Genomic DNA, 18573 nt, shown 5'->3' on the forward strand with positions numbered 1-18573 from the left:
GTCCGTCTGCCCGTTGACAGGTGGGCGCCCGCGAGCGGACAATCCCGGTTGCGGCTCAGCGGACGGCGGAGAGGGAGGGGTCAGCGGCGGGTGCGGGCTCGGGTCTTCGCGACGCTGGCGAGGGTGGCGCGGACGGGGGTTCCGAGGTAGAGGCCGAGCGAGGCACCGGAGGCCAGACCGATCCCGATCACGGCCGCATCGATGAGGGAACCGCCGGCGAGCAGCATCCCCGTCGACGTGCCCGCCGCGTGGACCATCTCGAGCAGGCCCTGGAACACGGCCACTCCGGGAACGAGCGGCACGATCGCCGCCGTGGTCACCGCGACCGAGGGGACATGCAGGTTTCGCGCGATCAGCATCCCGAGGAAGCTCGCCAGCAGCGCGCCCACCGCGCTCGCCGCCGCGGGGTGCAGGTTCAGCGCCACCGATCCCGTGTAGCCCGCGAGGGTCACGGCACTCAGGAGCGCGCTGACCAGGATGATCCGGATGCCGGCGCCGTTGAACACCGCGACGGCGACCGCGATGATGATCGCACCGGCGAACTGGTTCACGGGCGGCCCGAACGGTGCGGGGTCGTCCGGGAGGTCCATCGTGAAGCCCAGGACGCCGCCGAGTTCGAGGCCGACGAGGATGCCGATCACCACGCCGAGGGTCTGCATGGTCAGATCCAGGATGCGCCCGCCTGCGGTGAGGGCGAAGCCGTCGATCGCATCCTGTGCCGCGCCGACCACCGTGAGACCGGCGAGCATCAACACGATGCCCGAGGCCACGATGATCGATGGGCGGATGCCGACGAACGGCTCGATCCCCGCGGTGCCGAGCGCCGAGACCACCACGGCCACGATCGTCGTCACCAGGCCTCCCGCGATCTGGCTGAAGAACAGGGGGACGCGGAGCCGCGCGAGCCCGGCCTGGGTCAGGGCTGCGCACAGCGCGGCGACGAATGTGAGTCCGACGATGATCGGTGCGGCACCGAGCATGATGCTGACGCCGACCGCGAGCAGAGCGCGCGCGACGATCACGACCGGCTGCTGGTAGCGGAACGGCACGCGCCGGATGGCGCGGAACGTGGTGCGGGCGGATTCGAGGTCGAGGCCGCCGTCGATGTCGGCGACCAGGGCCTGCACACGCTGCAGCTTCGCGTGGTCGGGCGCCGTCACCCGCACCACCCGCACCAGGGTCTCGGGCCAGACCTCGCCGCTCAGGTGGAACGACACCGTGATGGAGTTGTACGTGACGTCCACCTGCACGCCGCGCATCCCGTAGGCATCGCACACCCGCGTGATCGCGAGCGTGACCTCGTGCGCGGAGGCGCCGACGGCGAACATCGACTCCCCGATGCGCGTCGCGAGGTCGAGCACGCGGGGGACCGTGCGCTCGTCGATGACGGGCATGGCCTCGGTGTGCGCGACCGTCGAAGGATCGGTGTGCAACAGGCGACGTACGGAGGAGAGCAGCGGCCGGCGGGAGTTCGCGGACATATGGTCCATTCTCTCGCCGGTGCCGCCGATCGCGGGGAAGACTGTCCGGTCCTCCGCGACCCGAACGCGGAGGACCGGCGAGATCGAGTGAGCGGGTGCGTATGCGCACCCACCCCCGAGCCGCCGCCCGGACCCGAGAGAGAATCCGGACACGCCGCCGGTTCGACCGACGTAGAGCGCTGAAGCGGCTCTTCGTGTCGGCCACGATACGCGGGAACCGCGGCAACACTGTTATCGGGCACCCTCCCTTGACGGAAACCTCGACGCGCTGGTAGCGACGCGGTGGGCATGGTTAGCGTTCGAGAGGGCCGCGATGCAACCCCCTTGGGTGTGCTGCGCCGATCGTGGCACCGTCGTGGATATGAAACTCGTGTCCTATGCAGGCCAACAGGTGGTCACGACCGACGACGTCGCCGACGCGCTCGTCGCGCTCGCCGCCGCCATCGCGAGCGAAGGCGAGTCGGCGGCGCTCCGGCTCCCGATCGTCATCGATGGGAAGAAGGATTCCGCCGATCTGATCGTCGGCGTCGGCAACGACCTCCTGGTCGGGCCGCAGACCTCCGACGGCGACGATCCGGACTTCTCCGACGAGGCAGCGGAGATCCGACGCCACCCCCTCTTCCCCCAGCGCGCCGCCGGAGATGAGGATGAGGATGACGAGATAGGTATCGCGTCGATCGACTTCGACATCGACCACGGGGCACGTGCGTAGCGCACCGACGCGACCGCTGTAAAGGGGAGCGCGCAACGGATACCGTGCGCCTAGTCTGCTGAGGTGCCGAACTCCGCCCTGCCCGATCCCGACGTCCTCTGGGCGTGCGTCGAGGAGGGCTTCCATGTCGGGAGCCGCCGCGGCGACTTCCTCGGATACATCGACAGGCAGCCGGACGGCGAGTACCGCGCGTTCGATGCCCGATCACGGTCGCTCGGCGACTTCCCGACCCTGCGGGCAGCGACCGCCGCGGTCGAGCAGCTGACAGACGCGGCATCGTCCGAGATCCACGACGGCGAGCAGGGGGCCGCGCTGTGAGCTCGGCTTCGGCCACCGGTCTGGTGTCGCTCGTCTATACGAGCACGGCATCCCAGCCGTTCAGGGAGACCGAGCTCGAGCAGCTGCTCGCCGTGTGTCGTCGCCTCAACGACGGGCGCGGCATCACCGGCATGCTCCTTCACCGAGACGGTCGCTTCATCCAGGTGCTGGAGGGGCAGGCGGACACGATCGCCGGCCTCGTCGACACCATCCGCCGTGACTCCCGGCACCGCGACCTGCGCGTGCTCCTGACGCAGTCGATCACCGAGCGCCGCTTTCCGGACTGGACCATGGGGTATCGCGCCCTGCACGTCGGCGAGAGCCGCCCTTCGGGCTTCCGGGACTCGTTCGCCGACCTGGACGCCGGTGCAGACGTCGACACCACGCTCAGGGCGCTGACCGAGCTCACCCTGTGGTTCCGGGTACGGGCGCGCGACTGAGCACGCGTCAGCAGGCGCTCAGCCCCGGGCGAAGATCTCGGGATGCGCGTCGATGAGCTCGGCCTGCTCGGTCCAGGAGAGCCCCACGATGCTGAGCACCACGCGCACGACGGTCGCGTCGGCGTCGGTCGTGGTCAGCCGCAGCTCGCGCAGCGTGGCCCTGGCCGTCTCCTCGATCAGGAAGGCGAGCAGTTCAGGGGGCATGTCGCCGCGGAAAGCTCCCGACCCCACCCCCACTGCGGTCAGGTCGCGGATGCGTCGTCGCAGCGGAGCCAGGGCGCGGACGGTGTCCGCCAGATGCGCGTCGTCGAGTGCGATGTTCGCCGAAGCGCGCACGGCCGAAGCCTCCCGCCAGAGCCGAGTCGCCATCCGCGCCAGGGTCACGCGCGGATCGGACTCGTCCGTGGTCTCGGCGATCGCGTTGAAGCGCTGCGCCCCCACCGCGATCACCTCGCGCAGCAGGCTGTCGCGGTCGGCGAAGTGGCCGTAGACGGCTCGGCGTGTGAGACCCGCGGCCTGCGCGATCGCATCGAGGGAGGCTGTGGGATTGGTCGCGAGCACCGATTGCGCCGCCCGCAGCAGGGACTCTCGGTTGGCCAGGGCATCGCGACGCCGGCGCGGAGCCGGAGCGGCGGTCTCCTGCCCGTCTCGCGGAGTCGCGGTGCTCACGACATCACCTTGGTCGAGGCGAGGGCATCGACCAGTTTGCGGTTGTAGTTCACGAGCGGCCGCCGCAGCACGAGACCGAGGAGGAGAGCGGGGACGATGAACAGCGCGAGAGCACCGAGCGACCACCAGAAGTCGCCCAGATAGACGCCGGCGATCGCCGAGCGAACCATGTTCACCGCGTAGGTCGCGGGAAGGAAGGGGCTGATGCTCTGGAACCAGTCCGGCAGCAACTGCAGCGGGTAGGCGCCGCCCGAGCCCGAGATCTGGATCACCAGGAGCAGCACCGACAATGCCTTGCCCGCGTTGCCGAACGCCACGACCGCGGTGTAGACGATCAGCGTGAACACGGTCGAGATCGCCCACCCCGCCAGGATCAGCAGCAGCGGATGCGCCGGTTCGATCTGTACGAACAGGATCAGTCCGAGCGTCAGGAGCGTGCTCTGCGCGAGGCCCACCAGACCGAAGACGCCGTAGCGGCCGAGGTACTTCTGCGTGGGGGTGAGCTCCGGCCGGTCGGGCAGCGTCTCGCCGTTCACGTCCGTGCGGATCGTCACGGTCATCAGAAGAGCGCCCACCCACAGGGCGAGGATCATGTACAGCGGAGCCATGGCCGCGCCGAAGCCTGCCACGGGGAACACCGCGGTGCGGTCGAGACGCACGGGCTCGGCGAGCGAGGTCGCCAGCACACCGGGGTCCGCGCCGATCAGGGCACTGAGGTCACCGGTGTCGGCGGCTTTTCCGATGGACTGCTGCACGCCGTCGAACCTGTCGGCCAGGGAGTTCAGCGCCGCCGACAGCCCGGTCGTGGCCTCCTGGGCACGGGACAGGGTGGACAGTACGGAGTCGGACGCCCCGGACAGGCCCGACGTGATGCCGGACAGGTCGGAGCGGATCGCCGAGACGTCGGAGCCGATCTGCGCGAGCGTCGACGAGAGGGCGTTCAGCTTCGTCTTGAGCCCGTCGTCGTACGCGGTTCGCGCGTCGGCGATCGCCTTCTTGGCGTCGGCGATCGCGGCGCTGATCTCCTGGTGGGAGCCCTGCGCCGCGTCGTTGCCGGCCGCGATCTGCGTCGCCGTGTCCTGGAGCCGCTGCTGCAGGGCCTGCTGGCGCGCGATCGCCTCGTCGAGTCGGCTGATCACCGCGTCGAAGTCGGACTGCGCGGAATCCGGCAGGTTAGGTCCGACCTGGGTCTCCAAGGTGTTCTTCACGGCCTGGTACTGGTCGATCTGCTGCTGCACGCGCTCGGCGAGCGTGGTGATCGCCTGCACCTGGCTTCCGCTGAGCGAGTCCGCGCCGGCGTACAGCTCGTCGATGCGCTGACCGACGGCGTCGTAGCTGCTCGACGTCGCCGCGAGGGCGTCCGCCAGCGACTGCGCGGCCGTCTGCAGGGTCGACTTGAGAGCGCCCGCCGCATCCACACCGCTGCCGAGGGCGCCAGAGGTGTCCTTGAACGCATCGCCGGCCGAACCAACCAGGCCAGAGGCGCTTTCCAACAGAGGACGACTCGCCTCGAGCAGAGCGGTGAACGTGTCGGCGGTCGTCGCCCCGGACCGCAGTTGGTCCCCGACGCTGCCGAGTCGCGCCTCGATGCGGTTCAGCGCCGCCTGCGTGTCGTCATCCGTGAGATAGTCCGACATCGATGAGACGAGGCCGAGCGCCACATCGCCGAGGGCCTGGGCGAACGTGTCGCTGATCGCGGACGACACCCCTTCCGCACCCTGCCCCGTGATCTTGGGGGCCAGGGCGTTCTTCTTCTCGTTCGTGTAGAGCGCGATGTGCGTGCGGTCGCCGCCGTCGGCGTAGAACGTCAGCATGTCGGCACTGAAGGTCTCCGGCAGCACGATCGCGGCGTAGTACTCGCCCGACTTCGTCCCGTCGATCGCATCGTGCTCGTCGGTGATGACCCAGTCGAGCTGATCGTTCCCGCGCAGCTGGGAGAGCACCTGTTCGCCGACGTTCACGCGGATCGGCACGAGATCGCTCTCGTACCCGGCATCCGTGCTCGCGACAGCGATCTTCAGATCCTTGGTGTTGGCGAACGGGTCCCAGCTGGCGATGACGTTGAACCACGTGAACAGCGAGGGGATGACGACGAGGCCGAACAGCACGATGCAGGCCATCACGTTCTGGGTGGCGTGACGCACGTCGCGGCGCGTCAGATCCAGGATGTTCTTCACGCGCGGTCCTCCCCTTCGGCTCGCTCGGCGGTGTCTTGTTCGGCGGTGTCTTGTTCTGCGGTGTCTTGTTCGGCGGTGTCTCCTTCGGCGGTGTGTTCTTCGGCCGTGTCGTCTTCAGTTGTGAGTTCGGGCGCGGTGTCGGGTTCGACGGGTCGGCGCTCTGCGGGTCGGCCCTCAGCGGTGGCGGATTCGGAGCTGCCGGGCTCGGGGGCCGGGCCCTCGGGCTCCTCCACCGACTCCGCTTCTCCGTCCGGCTCGAACCACTCGGTGAGCAGCGCGTGTGCCTCGGCACCCGAAGCCGTCTCGGTGTCGGCAGCGGGCGCGGTGTCGGCAGCCGTCTCGGTATCGGCAGCGGGCGCGGTCCTGGTGAGCGGAGCGGTCGTGGACACGTCGTGGGCAGCGGTCCCCACGGGCAGGGCCGCGTCCCGGACTGCGGGTCCGGCGAGCGCGAGGCGGCGCAGCTCGGTATCGTCGAGCGCCGCGACCTCGGCACCGTTCTCGAAGCTGTGCTTGATGTATTCGATGGCGACGAGGAATCCGATGACGAGGAGGATCCACAGGGTCCACAGGCCCAGCAGCAGGGCTTTGGATCCGGGGAGAGCCCAGGTGAGGACACCGAGCACGACGAGGCCCGCCACCCCGGTGAGCACCGTGCCCTTCAACAGCATCGGGTACCGGCGCGTGAACGGTTCGGCGCGCCGTGCCAGATCGTCGCGGTAGTCGCTGCGGTTCGAGAGGGCGCGGATCACGTCGGTGAGCCGGTATCCGTTCCCGACGACCTGCACCTTCTCGCCGATGAGCAGGTCGGTGGCGAGCACCTGTCGGTTGAAGAGCAGGGTGAAGTTCGCGAGACGGCGGCGCAGGACGAGTCCGATGAGGAAGGCGAGCACCACGAACACGGCGAGGGCGCCGAGGAAGCGCCAGTAGTGACCGTCGTAGAAACCGCCGATGGTCTCGCGCATCGCGTCGATGCCGTAGGAGAACGGCAGGAGCGGATAGATCGCGCGGAAGAAGCCTGGCATCAGCTCGATCGGGTACAGGCCGGAGGCGCCGGGGATCTGCATGATCACGAGGAGGATGCACAGTCCGCGGCCGACGTGCCCGAACGCCACGCACAGGGCGTAGACGATACTCACGTAGGCGAGGGCGATGAGCACACCCGTCCCGACGAAGGCGAGTGCGCTGACCGTCTGCACCCCGATGATGAGGTTCCCGGTGCACACGATCAGCGCTTGGCCGACGGCGAGCGTCGCGAAGAGGAAGAAGCGGCCGAAGTAGGCCTCTCGCACCGTGACGCCCTCAACGCCCTCGGTGTCGACCTCGACGCGGAAGATGACCATGAGCACGAAAGCGCCGATCCACAGCGACAGGTTCGTGAACAGCGCGGCCATCGCCGAGCCGTAGGTGTCGACGGGGAACACCAGGTGCTCGTCCACCTCGACCGGGGAGGAGATGAACTGGGCGATCTGCTCGGGCTCCAGGTCGGTGAGGGTGCCGAGCAGACCCCATTCGGATGCGGCGTTCAGCGCGACCACGTCGGTGCGCGAGGTCTGCAGGCCCTGTTCGATGCCGGCGAGGTCGCCGTCGAAGCTCGTGAGTGCCGCGGAGGTCGCGACGAGCTGTGAGTCCAGTCCGCCGAGCAGCTGGTCCGCCTGGGCGAGCACACCCTTCTGCGCATCCAGAGCGGCGGAGAACGAGCCGACGCTCGCCGACAGCTGCGCCATGGCGCTGTTCAGCGCGGGGACGGTGCCGGTGAGGATGTCGCGCATCGAGGACGACGCGTCCCTGGTGTCCTGCATCGCGCGGTCCACGGCATCGGCCGTCGCCTGGATCGAGCCGACGGTGTCGGCGGCGCCGGCCTTGAGGGTCTTCAGGTCGGCGAGCAGCTGCTGGTCGGTGGCGTTGCGCTCCTGCAGGGAAGCGATCACCTCGGTCAGGCGCTGCTTCGTGTCCTCGCTGAGGTCGGTGTCGTCGAGGAGCGCCTGCAACCGGGCGGCTGCCGCCTCGTTCGCCTTCAGCACGGTGGAGACGTCGTCGATACCGGCATCGATGCGCACGCCTGCCTGCTCGAGGCTCTGGGTGAGGCGCGTGATGGAGACGTTCGCCTTCGAGGAGGCGTCGGCGAGCAGGGTCGTCCCCTGCAGGAACGCGGTGGTGGCGCTGTCGGTAAAGGTGATCACCTCCTTCTGCGTCTCGGCGATGATCGACTGCGTCTGGGCGAGCGATCTCTGTACGTCACCGAGGGTCGTGTCGACGTCGCCGAGGGTGCTCCGTGCGGACGAGAGCGTGTTGCGGGAGGAGGCGAGACCGTCCTGCGTCTCGGCGAGGTTCTCTCGAGCCGAGGCGAGTGTCTGCGCTGCCTGGTCGAAGGCGTCGAGGGTGTTGTCCCTCGCGTTCAGCAGGCGGAGCTCGGTGGAGTCGCCGACCTCTTTGAGGGCGTTCGTCGCCGCCAGGGCGACCTGCTCCTTGAAGGCGCTCGTGACCTGCTTGTCGAGCTCGGAGGCACCGACATCCGTGATCTTCGGGGCGATCGCCCCGGCCTTCTCGTTGACGTAGTACTTCAGCGCCGGCTGCGTGAAGTCGTCGCTGGTGATGCTGATCAGGTCTTCGCTGAACGACGCCGGGATGACGATGGCGGCGTAGACGTCGCCGCTCTTCACGGCCTCCTGGGCTTCGTCCTCGCCCATGAACGTCCACCCGAGCTGGTCGTTGTCCTCGAGCTGTGTCGTCACCTGCTCGCCGATGTCGATGTGGCCGGTGAGATCGGAGGTGGCTCCCTCGTCGAGATCGACCACCGCCACGCGGATGTTCGCCGTATTGGCGTAGGGGTCCCAGAACGCGTTGATGTTGAACCACGCGTACAGGGCCGGCGTGATGAGCACGCCGATGATGATGATCCACGCCTTGGGCACGCGGGAGAGTCTCTTGACGTCGCGCTTGTAGACCCGCCAGCTCTGTTTCACAGGACGAGTTTACACATTACGTGCACACCAACGTGCAAGTTAGCTGAAGAAACGGCGTCGCGCACATCAGTCGAGAGTGGTGACGGTCATCTCGTTGGTCGCGGTATCGCACATCGTCAGCTGCCACGACGGTGCGCCGTCCTTCATGACGCGCGCCATCTCGACGATGAGCGGACTCGGATAGGTCTCACCCGAGAGCTGGGCCGCGCTGTAGGCGCTGCTGCCGTCCATCTGCTGCTCCGCTGCGGTGAGCTCGGTCTCGCCCGTGGCGATGACCTCCAGCGTGCGGACATCGACCAGGGACTCCTTGCCGAAGCTCGGATCGTCGACCGGCTCGCCGAACATGTCGTGCCGGGTGTCGGCGCTGCGCAGGCGCCAGACGAAATCCCCGTCGACCCACTCGAGGCGAAGGCCGACGATGCGCCCGCCGATCGCCTCGGACTCCCCGGGGAGGGATTCGAGGAAGTCGGAGGGCCACGAGACCTCCGCCGGCAGGAAGGTGCCGGGGAAGCCGTCGCCGACGGCCGTCGGCGCGCTCGGGATCGCGGCGGAACACCCGGCGCACGCCAGGACTCCGGCGAGGAGGAGCGCGCTCGCGCGCAGGCGGGGGGAGCTGGGCATCGGTGCCTCCATGGTCTGTGGTGCGCGTCGTGATCGGCCGCTGACGGGCCGCGTCGTCGCGCTCCTGGGATCCTAGCCGTGGGCTCTCGCCCGGTCAGCGGCGACAGGTCTAGAGTCACCCCATGAACGACATCGCATTGATCACCGGCACTTCATCGGGCATGGGGCTGCACGCCGCCGTCGAGCTGGCACGGCACGGGCTGCACGTCGTCGCCACGATGCGCGACACGGGGAAGGCCGCAGCGCTGCGGGAGGCGGCGGCCGTGGCCGGCGTGGAGCTCGACGTGCGCGCCCTCGACGTGGTCGACCACGGGGCGGCGGCACGTCTGGTGGCCGAGGTCGAGGCCGAGCTCGGCGGTATCCGCGTGCTGGTGAACAACGCGGGGCAGGGGAGCGTCGCCACCGCGGAGCAGCTGACGATGGCGCAGATCCAGGCACAGCTGGACGTGAACTACCTGGCGCCGGTCAACCTCGCCAAGCTCGTGCTGCCCGGCATGCGCGAGCGCGGCACCGGTCGCATCCTCACCGTGACGAGCGTGGGCGGGGCCGTCGGGCAGCCGTTCGCCGATGCGTACTGCGGGGCGAAGTTCGCCGTGGAGGGATTCATGCAATCGCTGGCGGTGGTCGCCGAGCGCTTCGGCGTGGGGGTCAGCGTGATCGAGCCGGCCGCAGTCGCGAGTGCCTTCGTCGAGAACGCCTTGCGTCCGGAAGGCGGTGGACCTTACGGCGCGCTGTTGGATGCGTACATCGCACGGACCGCCGGCGCCTTCGCGAACGCGCAGACCGCGGAATCGGCAGGGGCCGCCATCGCCGCCGCAGCGCTGGCGGACGAGTACCGGTTCCGTTGGCAGAGCTCGGAGGGGGCGACGCGATTCGTCGGCGTCTCGCTCGCCGACACCGACGGCGGCGCGGTGCTCGACTTCACCCGCCCATGGATCGCCGCGGGCTGATCACCGCGCCGCCACCTGCTGCAGGATCAGCCCGCGCAGCTCCGCCGCCGTGACGTCGGCGCCGAAGGCGCGTGTGCCCGGCTGCAATGCGGCTCCCGATGCCAGGGTGTCCATCACCACCGGATCGAAGCCGAGCCTGTCGATGAGCGCCGCGACGACGGCGGTGTCCGAGGCGTCGTCCCCGGCGATGGCGATCGCCTTCCGTCCCGGCGCTCCTGCCGGTCGGGCCTCGTCTTCCAGGTCGTGGTAACCCATGTGGTTCAGTGCCTTCACGACGCGTGCGCCCGAGAGGTGCTCCTGCACCAGCTCGCTGGTCGAGGTGCGCGGATCGCTCAGATCGTCGCGGATGCCGTCGGTCTCCCACCAATAGTTCATGGCATCGAGCACGAGCGTGCCGCGCAGCTGCTCGACCGGAAGGGTGCGGTACCTGCCGAGCGGGAGAGCGAGGATCACGGCGTCCGCTCCGGCTGCCGCCTCCTCGGCTGTCGTCGCGACCGCACCGGGGGCGAACACGTCGACGGTCAGGGCGATGCGCTCCGGAGCGCCGGAGCCGGCGATGAGCACGCGGTAGCCCGCAGCCAGCGCCAGGCGTGCGATCGTGGTGCCGACCTTGCCGGCGCCGAGGATCCCGATGGTCTCGATCGTGTCGTTCATGACGCTCTCCTTCAGGCGTGGACGGCCTTGCCGTCCTTCGTGATGCGGGCGAGACCGGGGTCGGCGAACGCGCCCTCTCCCGGGTCCTCCGCGAGCAGTTCGCGCACGCGCGGCGCGACCACCTCCCCGAAGAGGCGGATGCTGCGCTCCCGCACATCCTTCGGCAGGTGCATGATGTCGTACTTCAGGTCGAACCGCGACAGGTGGTTGCTGCGAACGGCCGCCGCGACCTTGTGCGCGACCGACTCGGGGGAGCCGACGTAGAGGGCGCCGGTGTCGACCTCCTCCCGGTAGCGCTCGAGGGTGGGTGCATAGAAGCCGCGTTCCTTGCTCATCTGCGTCACGACCGGCTCCCAGAACTTCCAGTGCACGTTCTTGGCCTCGTCGTCGGTGTCGGCGATCAGGCCGATCGAGTGCTGCCCGATCGGGAGCTCGGGCCGACCGAACTGCTCCAGCGCGCGCAGGTACAGGCGTGCGTGCCCGGCGAACCGCTCAGGACGACCGCCGATGATCGCCATCATGAGGGGCAGTCCGTGCTCGGCGGCACGGATGACGGAGTCGGGGCTGCCGCCGATGCCGATCCACGCGGGGATGCCGCCCTCCGGCATCCGAGGGTGCAGTCGCACGTTCTCCAGGGGACTGCGGTAGGCGCCGTTCCAGGTGACGCTGTCCTCCCGCATCAGGCGCAGGAACAGGTCGAGCTTCTCCTCGAAGATCTGCTCGTACTCCGCGATGTCGTAGCCGAAGAGGGGGAACGACTCGATCGCCGATGCGCGCCCCAGGATGAGCTGCGCTCGGCCGTTCGAGATGCCGTCCACCGTGGCGAACTCCTGGTACAGCCGCACCGGATCCTGCGTCGACAGCACGGTCACCGACGTGCCGAGCCCGATCGTCGACGTCGCCTGCGCCGCGGCAGCCAGCAGTACGGGGGTCGCGGAATCCACCTGCCCCTCGCGGTAGTGCTCGCCGATGCTGAACACGTCGAGGCCGACGGACTCCGCCAGCTGCGCCTCGTCGATGAGCAGCCGTACCGTCTCGCCGTCGGACATGACCCGGCCTGCGTCCGTCGCCACCTCGCCGAAGGAGTTCAGTCCGAACTCGAGTTCCTTCATGTCCGCCACGACCTTTCTCGCGTCACCGGCCACTCCGGATTGACGTGTCAATAGGCTGCAACCGTAGGATTGACACATCAATTCCCGGGAGGTCGCATGACCGACGAACGTCATCGCCGTACGCCGACACCCGAGCAGCTGCGCGTCTGGCGAGGCTTCGTCGAGACGTCAGCGACGCTGCGGGAACGACTCGCCGCCCGACTGCAGACGTCATCGGCGCTCTCCACCGGCGATTACCAGGTGCTCCTCGCCCTGAGCGAAGCGCCAGGACACACGGCGCGGTCGTCGGAGCTCGCTGCCCTCATCGACTGGGAGCGCAGCCGCCTCTCGCACCACCTCGGGCGGATGGAGAAGCGGGGCCTCGTGCGACGGGCCCCACGTGCCGATGGGGTGCACGGGGTCGAGGTGCACCTCACCGACGAGGGCGCCGCCGCGTTCCGGTCCGCGAACGTGCCGCACCTCCGCGCCATCCGAGACGTCTTCGTCGACGCGCTGTCCCCGGAGCAGCTCGCGAACCTCGACGACATCACCTCCGCCCTGCGTCGGCACCTCGACCTCGAGAGGGAGGACGGGAACGACGGGCCGGGTCGGCGGTAGCGCCGATCAGAGGTCCCGCCTGGGCGGACGACCTTCCGTCTCCTCCCGATCAGCGTGCGGGGCGCTCGTCCGTGCTCAGCGCCGACATGAGGATGGAGTCGACCCACTCGCCGTCCCAGAACAGCGTGTGGCGTTGCCGTCCTTCGTACCGGAACCCGGCCTTCTCGTAGGAGCGCTGGGCGCGGGGATTGAACGAGAAGACATCGAGACTCACGCGGTGCAGCCGGATGCGGTCGAACGCGTGGTCGAGAACGGCGTGCGTGGCCTCGGTGCCGAAGCCGCGTCCGAGGCGACCGGGGTTCAGGGCGATGCGGAAGTTCATCGCGGCATCGTCCGCCTCCAGTTCGTTGAGCACGACCTCGCCGACGTACCCGCCGGTCTCGAGGTCGATGATCGCCCAGTCCGCGCGGTCGTCTCTGCCGCCGATCGATTCGAGATGCCGCACGACCGCCTCGCGGGTGAACGTCTGGCGCGTGCCGGTGAGCCGCATGCTCTCCTCGTCGAACAGCCCCTCCCACACGCCGTCGATGTGCGCGACGCCGAGCGGTTCCAGTCGCAGCCGCGGGGTCGTCAGGGTGGCGACTTCCGTGAGCGCGGAGACGTCGACGGCCGGTGCGTCCACGCCTACGCTCCGTCGAAGACCGGGCTGAGGAAGCGGCGCTCGTATCGACGGATGCACTGCGTCCTGCGCGCGAAGTCGAAGGCCTCGATGCACTCCGGATCGGTCTTGGATGCCGTCCGATACACCTCGTACTCCGCGAGGGAGGGGAAGGTGAACAGGGCGAAGGCCTCGTCGCTGTCGCCCTCGCTCGGCAGGAAGTAGCCGTGGTGGGTGCCGCCGTGCTTCTCGACGAGACGGATCCAGGTGCGGCCGTAGTCGGTGAACTCGTCCAGCTTGTCCGGATCGATCTCGTAGCGCAGATGAACGGTGATCATGCGGATGATCTTCCCAGATCACCCGGACCGCGGGCGAACCGGACACTACGCTCGGTCTCGTGACGAACTCCCGCGACATGGTCCACATCCCCGGCGGTACGTTCCTGATGGGATCCGAGGACTTCTACCCCGATGAGCGCCCGGTGCACGAGCGCGAGGTCGCCTCGTTCTTCATCGATCGCTACCAGGTGACCAACGCCCAGTACGCCGAGTTCGTCGATGCGACCGGGTACGTCACGGTCGCGGAGCGTCCACTCGATCCCGCGGCCTTCGCCGGTGCGGATCCGGCCGACCTCGTGCCCGGGGCGATGGTGTTCACGCCGACGTCGGGCCCGACGAACCTCGGGGACTGGCGCAACTGGTGGCGCTGGCAGCCGGGAGCGTACTGGCGTCGGCCGTTCGGCCCCGACTCGTCGATCGACGACCGGCTGCAGCATCCGGTCGTGCACGTCGCCTTCGAGGATGCGGTCGCGTACGCCGACTGGGCGGGGATGCGACTGCCCACCGAGGCCGAGCACGAGTACGCGGCCCGCGGCGGTCTCGAGGGTGCTCGTTTCGCATGGGGTGACGAGGCCTACCCGGGCGGCGTCGCGCAGGCGAACTCGTGGCTCGGACGCTTCCCCTACGACAACCAGGGGGTGGGCGGCACGGCCCCGGTCGGCTCGTACCCTCCGAACGGCTACGGCCTCTACGACATGATCGCGAACGTCTGGGAGTGGACGACCGACTTCTACACCCCGCGCCACCTCCGCCTTTCGGGCACCCCCGTCGATGCCGGCAAGCGCACGAACCTCCTGGCTGCCGCGAGCGCGCAGGAGGGATTCCCCGACATTCCGCGCCGCGTTCTCAAAGGCGGATCGCACCTCTGCTCGCCCGACTACTGCCTGCGCTTCCGGCCGGCGGCGCGCTCCCCGCAGGCCGAGGACACGGGCATGTCGCACATCGGGTTCCGGCTCACCCGCTCCGAGTGAGACCCGCTGGGTTTCCGTGAGGGGAACTGTTTGGCTTCGACCGAGGGTGATCGCCCTCGCCTCACCGGTTGAAGCAAGGAGTCTCCCATGGCTGAGAAGCCCAACATCCTCATCATCTGGGGCGATGACATCGGCATCAGCAACCTGAGCACCTACTCCGATGGTCTGATGGGCTATCGGACCCCCAACATCGACCGGATCGCCGACGAGGGCGTGAAGTTCACCGACTACTACGGCGAGCAGAGCTGCACCGCCGGGCGCGCGGCCTTCATCACGGGGCAGAACCCGTACCGCACCGGACTCACCAAGGTCGGGATGCCGGGGGCGAAGCTGGGACTGCAGCCCGAAGACCCCACGATCGCCGACGCGCTCAAGCACCACGGCTACGCGACGGGACAGTTCGGCAAGAACCACCTCGGTGACCGCGACGAGCACCTGCCGACGGCGCACGGCTTCGACGAGTTCTTCGGCAACCTGTATCACCTCAACGCCGAGGAAGAGCCGGAGCACCCCGACTACCCGACGGATGAGGAGTTCCCCGGCTTCAGTGAGCGGTTCCGTCCGCGCGGCGTCATCCATTCCCGGGCGAACGGCGACGGCACCCAGCGCATCGAGGACACCGGCCCCCTGACGAAGAAGCGGATGGAGACGGTCGACGAGGAGTTCCGCGACGCGGCGGCCGACTTCATCCGTACCCAGGCAGAGGACGACACTCCCTTCTTCGTCTGGTTCAACTCCACGCATATGCACTTCCGCACCCACGCCAAGGAGGAGAGCAAGGGGCGTGCCGGCCGCTGGCAGTCGAACTACCACGACACGATGCTCGATCACGACGACGTCGTCGGCAGTCTGCTCGACCTTCTCGACGAGCTCGGCCTCGCCGAGAACACCATCGTGATGTACTCCACCGACAACGGACCCCACATGAACAGCTGGCCGGACGCGGGCATGACGCCGTTCCGCAACGAGAAGAACTCCAACTGGGAGGGCGCGTATCGAGTGCCGGCGATGGTCCGCTGGCCCGGACGCATCCCGGCGGGGACGACTCTCAACGGCATCGTCAGCCACAACGACTGGTTCGTGACGCTGCTGGCGGCCGTGGGCGACGGTGACATCGCCGAGAGGCTGGCAGCGGGGACCGAGCTGCACGGCGAGCAGTTCACAGTGCACCTCGATGGTCATGACCAGCTCGACTACATCACCGGCGCCGTCGAGCACAGTCCGCGTCGGCACTTCTTCTACGTCTCCGACGACGGCGATCTCACGGCCCTGCGCTTCGAGAACTGGAAGCTCGTGTTCCTCGAGCAGCGCGCCGTGGGAACGCTGCAGGTCTGGCAGGAGCCGTACATCGAGCTGAGATTCCCGAAGTTGTTCAACCTGCGCACCGACCCGTATGAGCGCGCGGACATCACCTCGAACACCTACTGGGACTGGGTGCTCGACCACGTCTTCCTGTTCGTGCCGGCGCAGGCCTACGTGGGCCGGATGCTGCAGTCCCTCGCCGAGTTCCCCGCCCGTCAGAAGTCGGCGTCCTTCACGATCAATCAGGTGATGTCGAAGCTGGAGTCAGCGACCGCGGGCGCCTCCTGACGGGAGCAGTGCGCGGTGGGCCGGAGGAACCCCGCACGATCAGCTCGTGCGTGGTCTCGATCGTGCGCGCCTCATCGCTCGCGGGTCGGAGGATGAGGGACACCGCGTGCCGGCCCATGTCGAACATGGGGATCCGTGCGGTCGTGAGAGCCGGGGCCACATCGGCGGCCACGGCGATGTCGTCGAACCCGACGACGGACATCTCCTCTGGCACGCGGATGCCGTGCTGTCGCAGCTCGCTGAGGATGCCGATGGCCATGGCGTCGTTGAGCCCGACGATGGCCGTGACGTCGCGATCGAGCAGCTCCCTTGCGCCCTCGATGCCGCCTTCGCGGGTGAACGCGCGCGAGATGACGGTGAGCTCCACGCCGGTGCCGTCGGTGCCCTCGCGCAGCCCGGCGATGCGGTCGGCGACCGTGTTGAGGTCGAGGGGGCCGGCGACGACACCGATCCTGCGGTGCCCCAGCCCGGCCAGGTGACGCCCGACGGAGACGCCGGCGCCGTGGTTGTCCGGCAGCACGGCGTCGACGGGGAGGTGGTGTCGACCGATGACCGCGGCGCGTCCGCCGGCGAGGGTGAAGTCGAGGAGCGCTTCGGACATGCCCTGCTCGCGATCGGAGTCGGCGTACCCGGAACCCGCGATGATGATCGAGCCGACGCGCTGACGCAGCAGCGACTTCACCTGGGCGAGCTCGCTGTCGGGTGTGCGGTCGGCCTGCGCGATCTGCACCGAGCGGTTCTCGAGGGTCGCACTGCGGATGACGCCGCTGGCGATGTCGGAGAAGTACGGGTCGCCGATCTCGTGCACCACGAGCCCGATGGTCGGCACGAGCCCGCCGGCCAGGCCCCGTGCGTGCATGTTCGGCTCATAGCCGAGCTGCTTCGCGATCACGCGCACGTGTGCCGCCACCTCGGGGGAGATGCCCGAGCCGCCGGTCATCGCCCGGGAGGCACTCGCCAGGGAGACCCCGGCAGCCTCGGCCACGTCGATGAGTCGTGGCGCGCCCTCACGCTTCACGAAGCCTCCCCCTGAGGAGCAAGATCGACGCTGATTGCGCTGTAGGTTGCTCTTCGTTCTTCCGTCCCACTATAGTGGCGGAAGCGCTTACGAAAGCGCTTTCGCTACGATGACGTAGGAGACTCGGATGACTGCACCCAGACACGGTCGACGGATCGCTGCGGCGATCGGAACGCTCTCGATCGCCGCGCTCACGGTTACGGCCTGTTCCGGAACCGGCGACCAGGGTGGGGGAGGTGGCGCCGATGATCCCATCGTCATCGGCATTTCGCTTCCCCTCACCGGAGACTTCTCGGAGCCGGGGAAGGGCGTCGAGCGCGGGTACGAAGCCTGGCGCGACATCGTCAACGAGAACGGCGGACTGCTCGGGCGGCAGGTCGAGCTGAAGATCCTCGACGACCAGTCCAACGCCGACCGGGTCGTCTCCGACTACGAGTCGCTGATCGCGCAGGACGGCGTCGACCTCGTGTTCGGCCCGTTCTCCACTCGTCTCGTCGTCCCCTCCGCCCGCGTCGCGCAGGAGTACGGCATGTTGTTCGTCGAGCCGGCCGGTGCCGCGGAGGAGGTCTTCGAGCAGGGCTTCGACAACCTCTTCTACGCCGCCCCCGCGATCGCGAACGACCACTACAACAACCTCGCCGAGTACCTGCTGGCCCTTCCCGAGGACCAGCGTCCCGAGACCGCGGCCGTCGCGGCGATGGACGACCCCTTCGCGCAGGGCACTGCCTATGGCCTGCGCGACAAGCTCGAGGATGCGGGCGTCGAGATCCTCGTGAACGAGGTCTACCCGCCCAACACCACCGACTTCTCCACGATCGCCGCGAAGATCGCGCAGTCGAACGCCGACATCGTGATCGGCGGGACGCAGTACCAGGACGCGGTCAACCTGATCATCGCGCTGCAGCAGCTGAACTATCAGCCCGAGCTCGCCGCGTTCTCCACCGCTCCCACCAACCCGGAGTTCGCGTCGGCGATCGGCGGCGCGACCGAGGGGATCCTGGCGCCGACCGGCTACTCGCCGAAGTCGCAGTTCCCGAGCAACGTCGAGTTCGTCGAGAAGTACACCGAGATGCACGGCAACCCGCCATCCGAGGATGAGGCGAACGCCTATACGACCGGTCAGGTCGTCGCGGCGGCGGTGGAGGCCGTGGGCTGCGCCGAGCAGGGCGACTGCCAGCAGAAGCTCATCGACTGGTTGCGCGACAACGAGGTCGAGACGGTCGTCGGTCCCCTCAGCTGGGACGAGACGGGCAAGCCCACCGGCGCCCACCTCATCCAGCAGTGGATCGACGGCGAGATCCTGATCGTCCTCCCCGAGGACGTCAAGGAAGCCGACTTCCTGTACCCGAAGCCGACGTGGTGAT

General features: G+C 68.6%; 18 protein-coding genes. 8 read left to right on the plus strand and 10 right to left on the minus strand.

What is annotated here, in order from left to right; genetic code table 11:
• Positions 1–80: 80 nt before the first annotated feature.
• Positions 81–1481, minus strand: a complete 1401-nt coding sequence (locus FFS56_RS12690) for a threonine/serine exporter family protein (protein WP_046747621.1) — start codon at positions 1479–1481, stop codon at positions 81–83.
• Positions 1482–1842: 361 nt separating this feature from the next.
• On the opposite strand from FFS56_RS12690, the gene FFS56_RS12695 reads away from it, so the two are divergent.
• The 3 genes from FFS56_RS12695 to FFS56_RS12705 all read left to right on the plus strand — a co-directional run bounded on the left by FFS56_RS12695 (position 1843) and on the right by FFS56_RS12705 (position 2951).
• Positions 1843–2193 (plus strand): hypothetical protein, encoded by a 351-nt coding sequence (locus FFS56_RS12695; protein ID WP_046747622.1) that lies wholly within the window; start codon positions 1843–1845, stop codon positions 2191–2193.
• A gap of 63 nt (positions 2194–2256) precedes the next feature.
• Entirely contained in the window at positions 2257–2511 is a 255-nt protein-coding gene (locus tag FFS56_RS12700) for a hypothetical protein (protein ID WP_046747623.1), read from the plus strand.
• A complete protein-coding gene (locus FFS56_RS12705; RefSeq protein WP_231589675.1) occupies positions 2508–2951 on the plus strand; it encodes a BLUF domain-containing protein in 444 nt (147 codons plus the stop codon). The genes FFS56_RS12700 and FFS56_RS12705 overlap by 4 nt, the downstream gene beginning before the upstream one ends.
• A gap of 18 nt (positions 2952–2969) precedes the next feature.
• Here FFS56_RS12705 and FFS56_RS12710 read toward each other — a convergent pair whose 3' ends face one another.
• The 4 genes from FFS56_RS12710 to FFS56_RS12725 form a co-directional block, all read right to left on the minus strand.
• Positions 2970–3620 (minus strand): TetR/AcrR family transcriptional regulator, encoded by a 651-nt coding sequence (locus FFS56_RS12710; RefSeq protein WP_046747624.1) that lies wholly within the window; start codon positions 3618–3620, stop codon positions 2970–2972.
• Positions 3617–5797, minus strand: a complete 2181-nt coding sequence (locus FFS56_RS12715) for a YhgE/Pip domain-containing protein (protein ID WP_127012673.1) — start codon at positions 5795–5797, stop codon at positions 3617–3619. Before FFS56_RS12715 ends, FFS56_RS12710 begins: the two co-directional genes overlap by 4 nt.
• On the minus strand, positions 5794–8760 hold the full coding sequence (locus tag FFS56_RS12720) for a YhgE/Pip domain-containing protein (RefSeq protein WP_233437333.1): 2967 nt from the start codon (positions 8758–8760) through the stop codon (positions 5794–5796). Before FFS56_RS12720 ends, FFS56_RS12715 begins: the two co-directional genes overlap by 4 nt.
• A 66-nt stretch (positions 8761–8826) precedes the next feature.
• The gene (locus FFS56_RS12725) at positions 8827–9381 is read right to left on the minus strand and encodes a hypothetical protein (protein WP_046747627.1); all 555 of its coding nucleotides are present in this window, start codon (positions 9379–9381) and stop codon (positions 8827–8829) included.
• A 122-nt stretch (positions 9382–9503) separates the two neighbouring features.
• On the opposite strand from FFS56_RS12725, the gene FFS56_RS12730 reads away from it, so the two are divergent.
• Complete coding sequence (locus FFS56_RS12730) at positions 9504–10331, plus strand: SDR family NAD(P)-dependent oxidoreductase (RefSeq protein WP_137772120.1); 828 nt, start codon at positions 9504–9506, stop codon at positions 10329–10331.
• Here FFS56_RS12730 and FFS56_RS12735 read toward each other — a convergent pair whose 3' ends face one another.
• Positions 10332–10985 (minus strand): NAD(P)-binding domain-containing protein, encoded by a 654-nt coding sequence (locus FFS56_RS12735; RefSeq protein ID WP_046747629.1) that lies wholly within the window; start codon positions 10983–10985, stop codon positions 10332–10334. It abuts the gene before it with no gap.
• An 11-nt stretch (positions 10986–10996) separates the two neighbouring features.
• Entirely contained in the window at positions 10997–12097 is a 1101-nt protein-coding gene (locus FFS56_RS12740) for an LLM class flavin-dependent oxidoreductase (protein ID WP_082108608.1), read from the minus strand.
• Between the two features lie 96 nt (positions 12098–12193).
• Between FFS56_RS12740 and FFS56_RS12745 the strand changes: the two genes are divergently transcribed.
• Positions 12194–12694 carry a MarR family transcriptional regulator gene (locus FFS56_RS12745; RefSeq protein ID WP_046747630.1) on the plus strand — a complete coding sequence of 167 codons (501 nt, stop codon included), beginning with the start codon at positions 12194–12196 and terminating at the stop codon, positions 12692–12694.
• 49 nt (positions 12695–12743) lie between these two features.
• Here FFS56_RS12745 and FFS56_RS12750 read toward each other — a convergent pair whose 3' ends face one another.
• Positions 12744–13316 carry a GNAT family protein gene (locus FFS56_RS12750; RefSeq protein ID WP_046747631.1) on the minus strand — a complete coding sequence of 191 codons (573 nt, stop codon included), beginning with the start codon at positions 13314–13316 and terminating at the stop codon, positions 12744–12746.
• Positions 13317–13318: 2 nt separating this feature from the next.
• A complete protein-coding gene (locus FFS56_RS12755) occupies positions 13319–13630 on the minus strand; it encodes an NIPSNAP family protein (RefSeq protein WP_046747632.1) in 312 nt (103 codons plus the stop codon).
• 77 nt (positions 13631–13707) lie between these two features.
• On the opposite strand from FFS56_RS12755, the gene FFS56_RS12760 reads away from it, so the two are divergent.
• Both FFS56_RS12760 and FFS56_RS12765 read left to right on the plus strand, forming a co-directional pair.
• A complete protein-coding gene (locus tag FFS56_RS12760; protein ID WP_127013010.1) occupies positions 13708–14601 on the plus strand; it encodes a formylglycine-generating enzyme family protein in 894 nt (297 codons plus the stop codon).
• Positions 14602–14688: 87 nt separating this feature from the next.
• Positions 14689–16191, plus strand: a complete 1503-nt coding sequence (locus tag FFS56_RS12765; protein ID WP_137772121.1) for an arylsulfatase — start codon at positions 14689–14691, stop codon at positions 16189–16191.
• On the opposite strand, the gene FFS56_RS12770 is transcribed toward FFS56_RS12765, so the two are convergent.
• Entirely contained in the window at positions 16142–17209 is a 1068-nt protein-coding gene (locus FFS56_RS12770) for a LacI family DNA-binding transcriptional regulator (RefSeq protein WP_127012671.1), read from the minus strand. The genes FFS56_RS12765 and FFS56_RS12770 overlap by 50 nt on opposite strands.
• Positions 17210–17336: 127 nt before the next feature.
• On the opposite strand from FFS56_RS12770, the gene FFS56_RS12775 reads away from it, so the two are divergent.
• The gene (locus FFS56_RS12775) at positions 17337–18572 is read left to right on the plus strand and encodes an amino acid ABC transporter substrate-binding protein (protein ID WP_058630709.1); all 1236 of its coding nucleotides are present in this window, start codon (positions 17337–17339) and stop codon (positions 18570–18572) included.
• The last annotated feature ends 1 nt before the right edge of the window (position 18573 follow it).

The sequence above is a fragment of the Microbacterium sp. Beta genome, from assembly GCF_005502545.1.
Lineage (GTDB): Bacteria > Actinomycetota > Actinomycetes > Actinomycetales > Microbacteriaceae > Microbacterium > Microbacterium oxydans.

Excerpts from the sequence above, each read along its gene's own strand:
- FFS56_RS12760 (WP_127013010.1), top strand. The coding sequence starts at position 13,708 with ATGGTCCACATCCCCGGCGGTACGTTCCTGATGGGATCCGAGGACTTC.
- FFS56_RS12735 (WP_046747629.1), bottom strand. The coding sequence starts at position 10,985 with ATGAACGACACGATCGAGACCATCGGGATCCTCGGCGCCGGCAAGGTC.
- FFS56_RS12695 (WP_046747622.1), top strand. The coding sequence starts at position 1,843 with ATGAAACTCGTGTCCTATGCAGGCCAACAGGTGGTCACGACCGACGAC.
- FFS56_RS12725 (WP_046747627.1), bottom strand. The coding sequence starts at position 9,381 with ATGCCCAGCTCCCCCCGCCTGCGCGCGAGCGCGCTCCTCCTCGCCGGA.
- FFS56_RS12755 (WP_046747632.1), bottom strand. The coding sequence starts at position 13,630 with ATGATCACCGTTCATCTGCGCTACGAGATCGATCCGGACAAGCTGGAC.
- FFS56_RS12745 (WP_046747630.1), top strand. The coding sequence starts at position 12,194 with ATGACCGACGAACGTCATCGCCGTACGCCGACACCCGAGCAGCTGCGC.
- FFS56_RS12690 (WP_046747621.1), bottom strand. The coding sequence starts at position 1,481 with ATGTCCGCGAACTCCCGCCGGCCGCTGCTCTCCTCCGTACGTCGCCTG.
- FFS56_RS12730 (WP_137772120.1), top strand. The coding sequence starts at position 9,504 with ATGAACGACATCGCATTGATCACCGGCACTTCATCGGGCATGGGGCTG.
- FFS56_RS12740 (WP_082108608.1), bottom strand. The coding sequence starts at position 12,097 with ATGAAGGAACTCGAGTTCGGACTGAACTCCTTCGGCGAGGTGGCGACG.
- FFS56_RS12775 (WP_058630709.1), top strand. The coding sequence starts at position 17,337 with ATGACTGCACCCAGACACGGTCGACGGATCGCTGCGGCGATCGGAACG.
- FFS56_RS12765 (WP_137772121.1), top strand. The coding sequence starts at position 14,689 with ATGGCTGAGAAGCCCAACATCCTCATCATCTGGGGCGATGACATCGGC.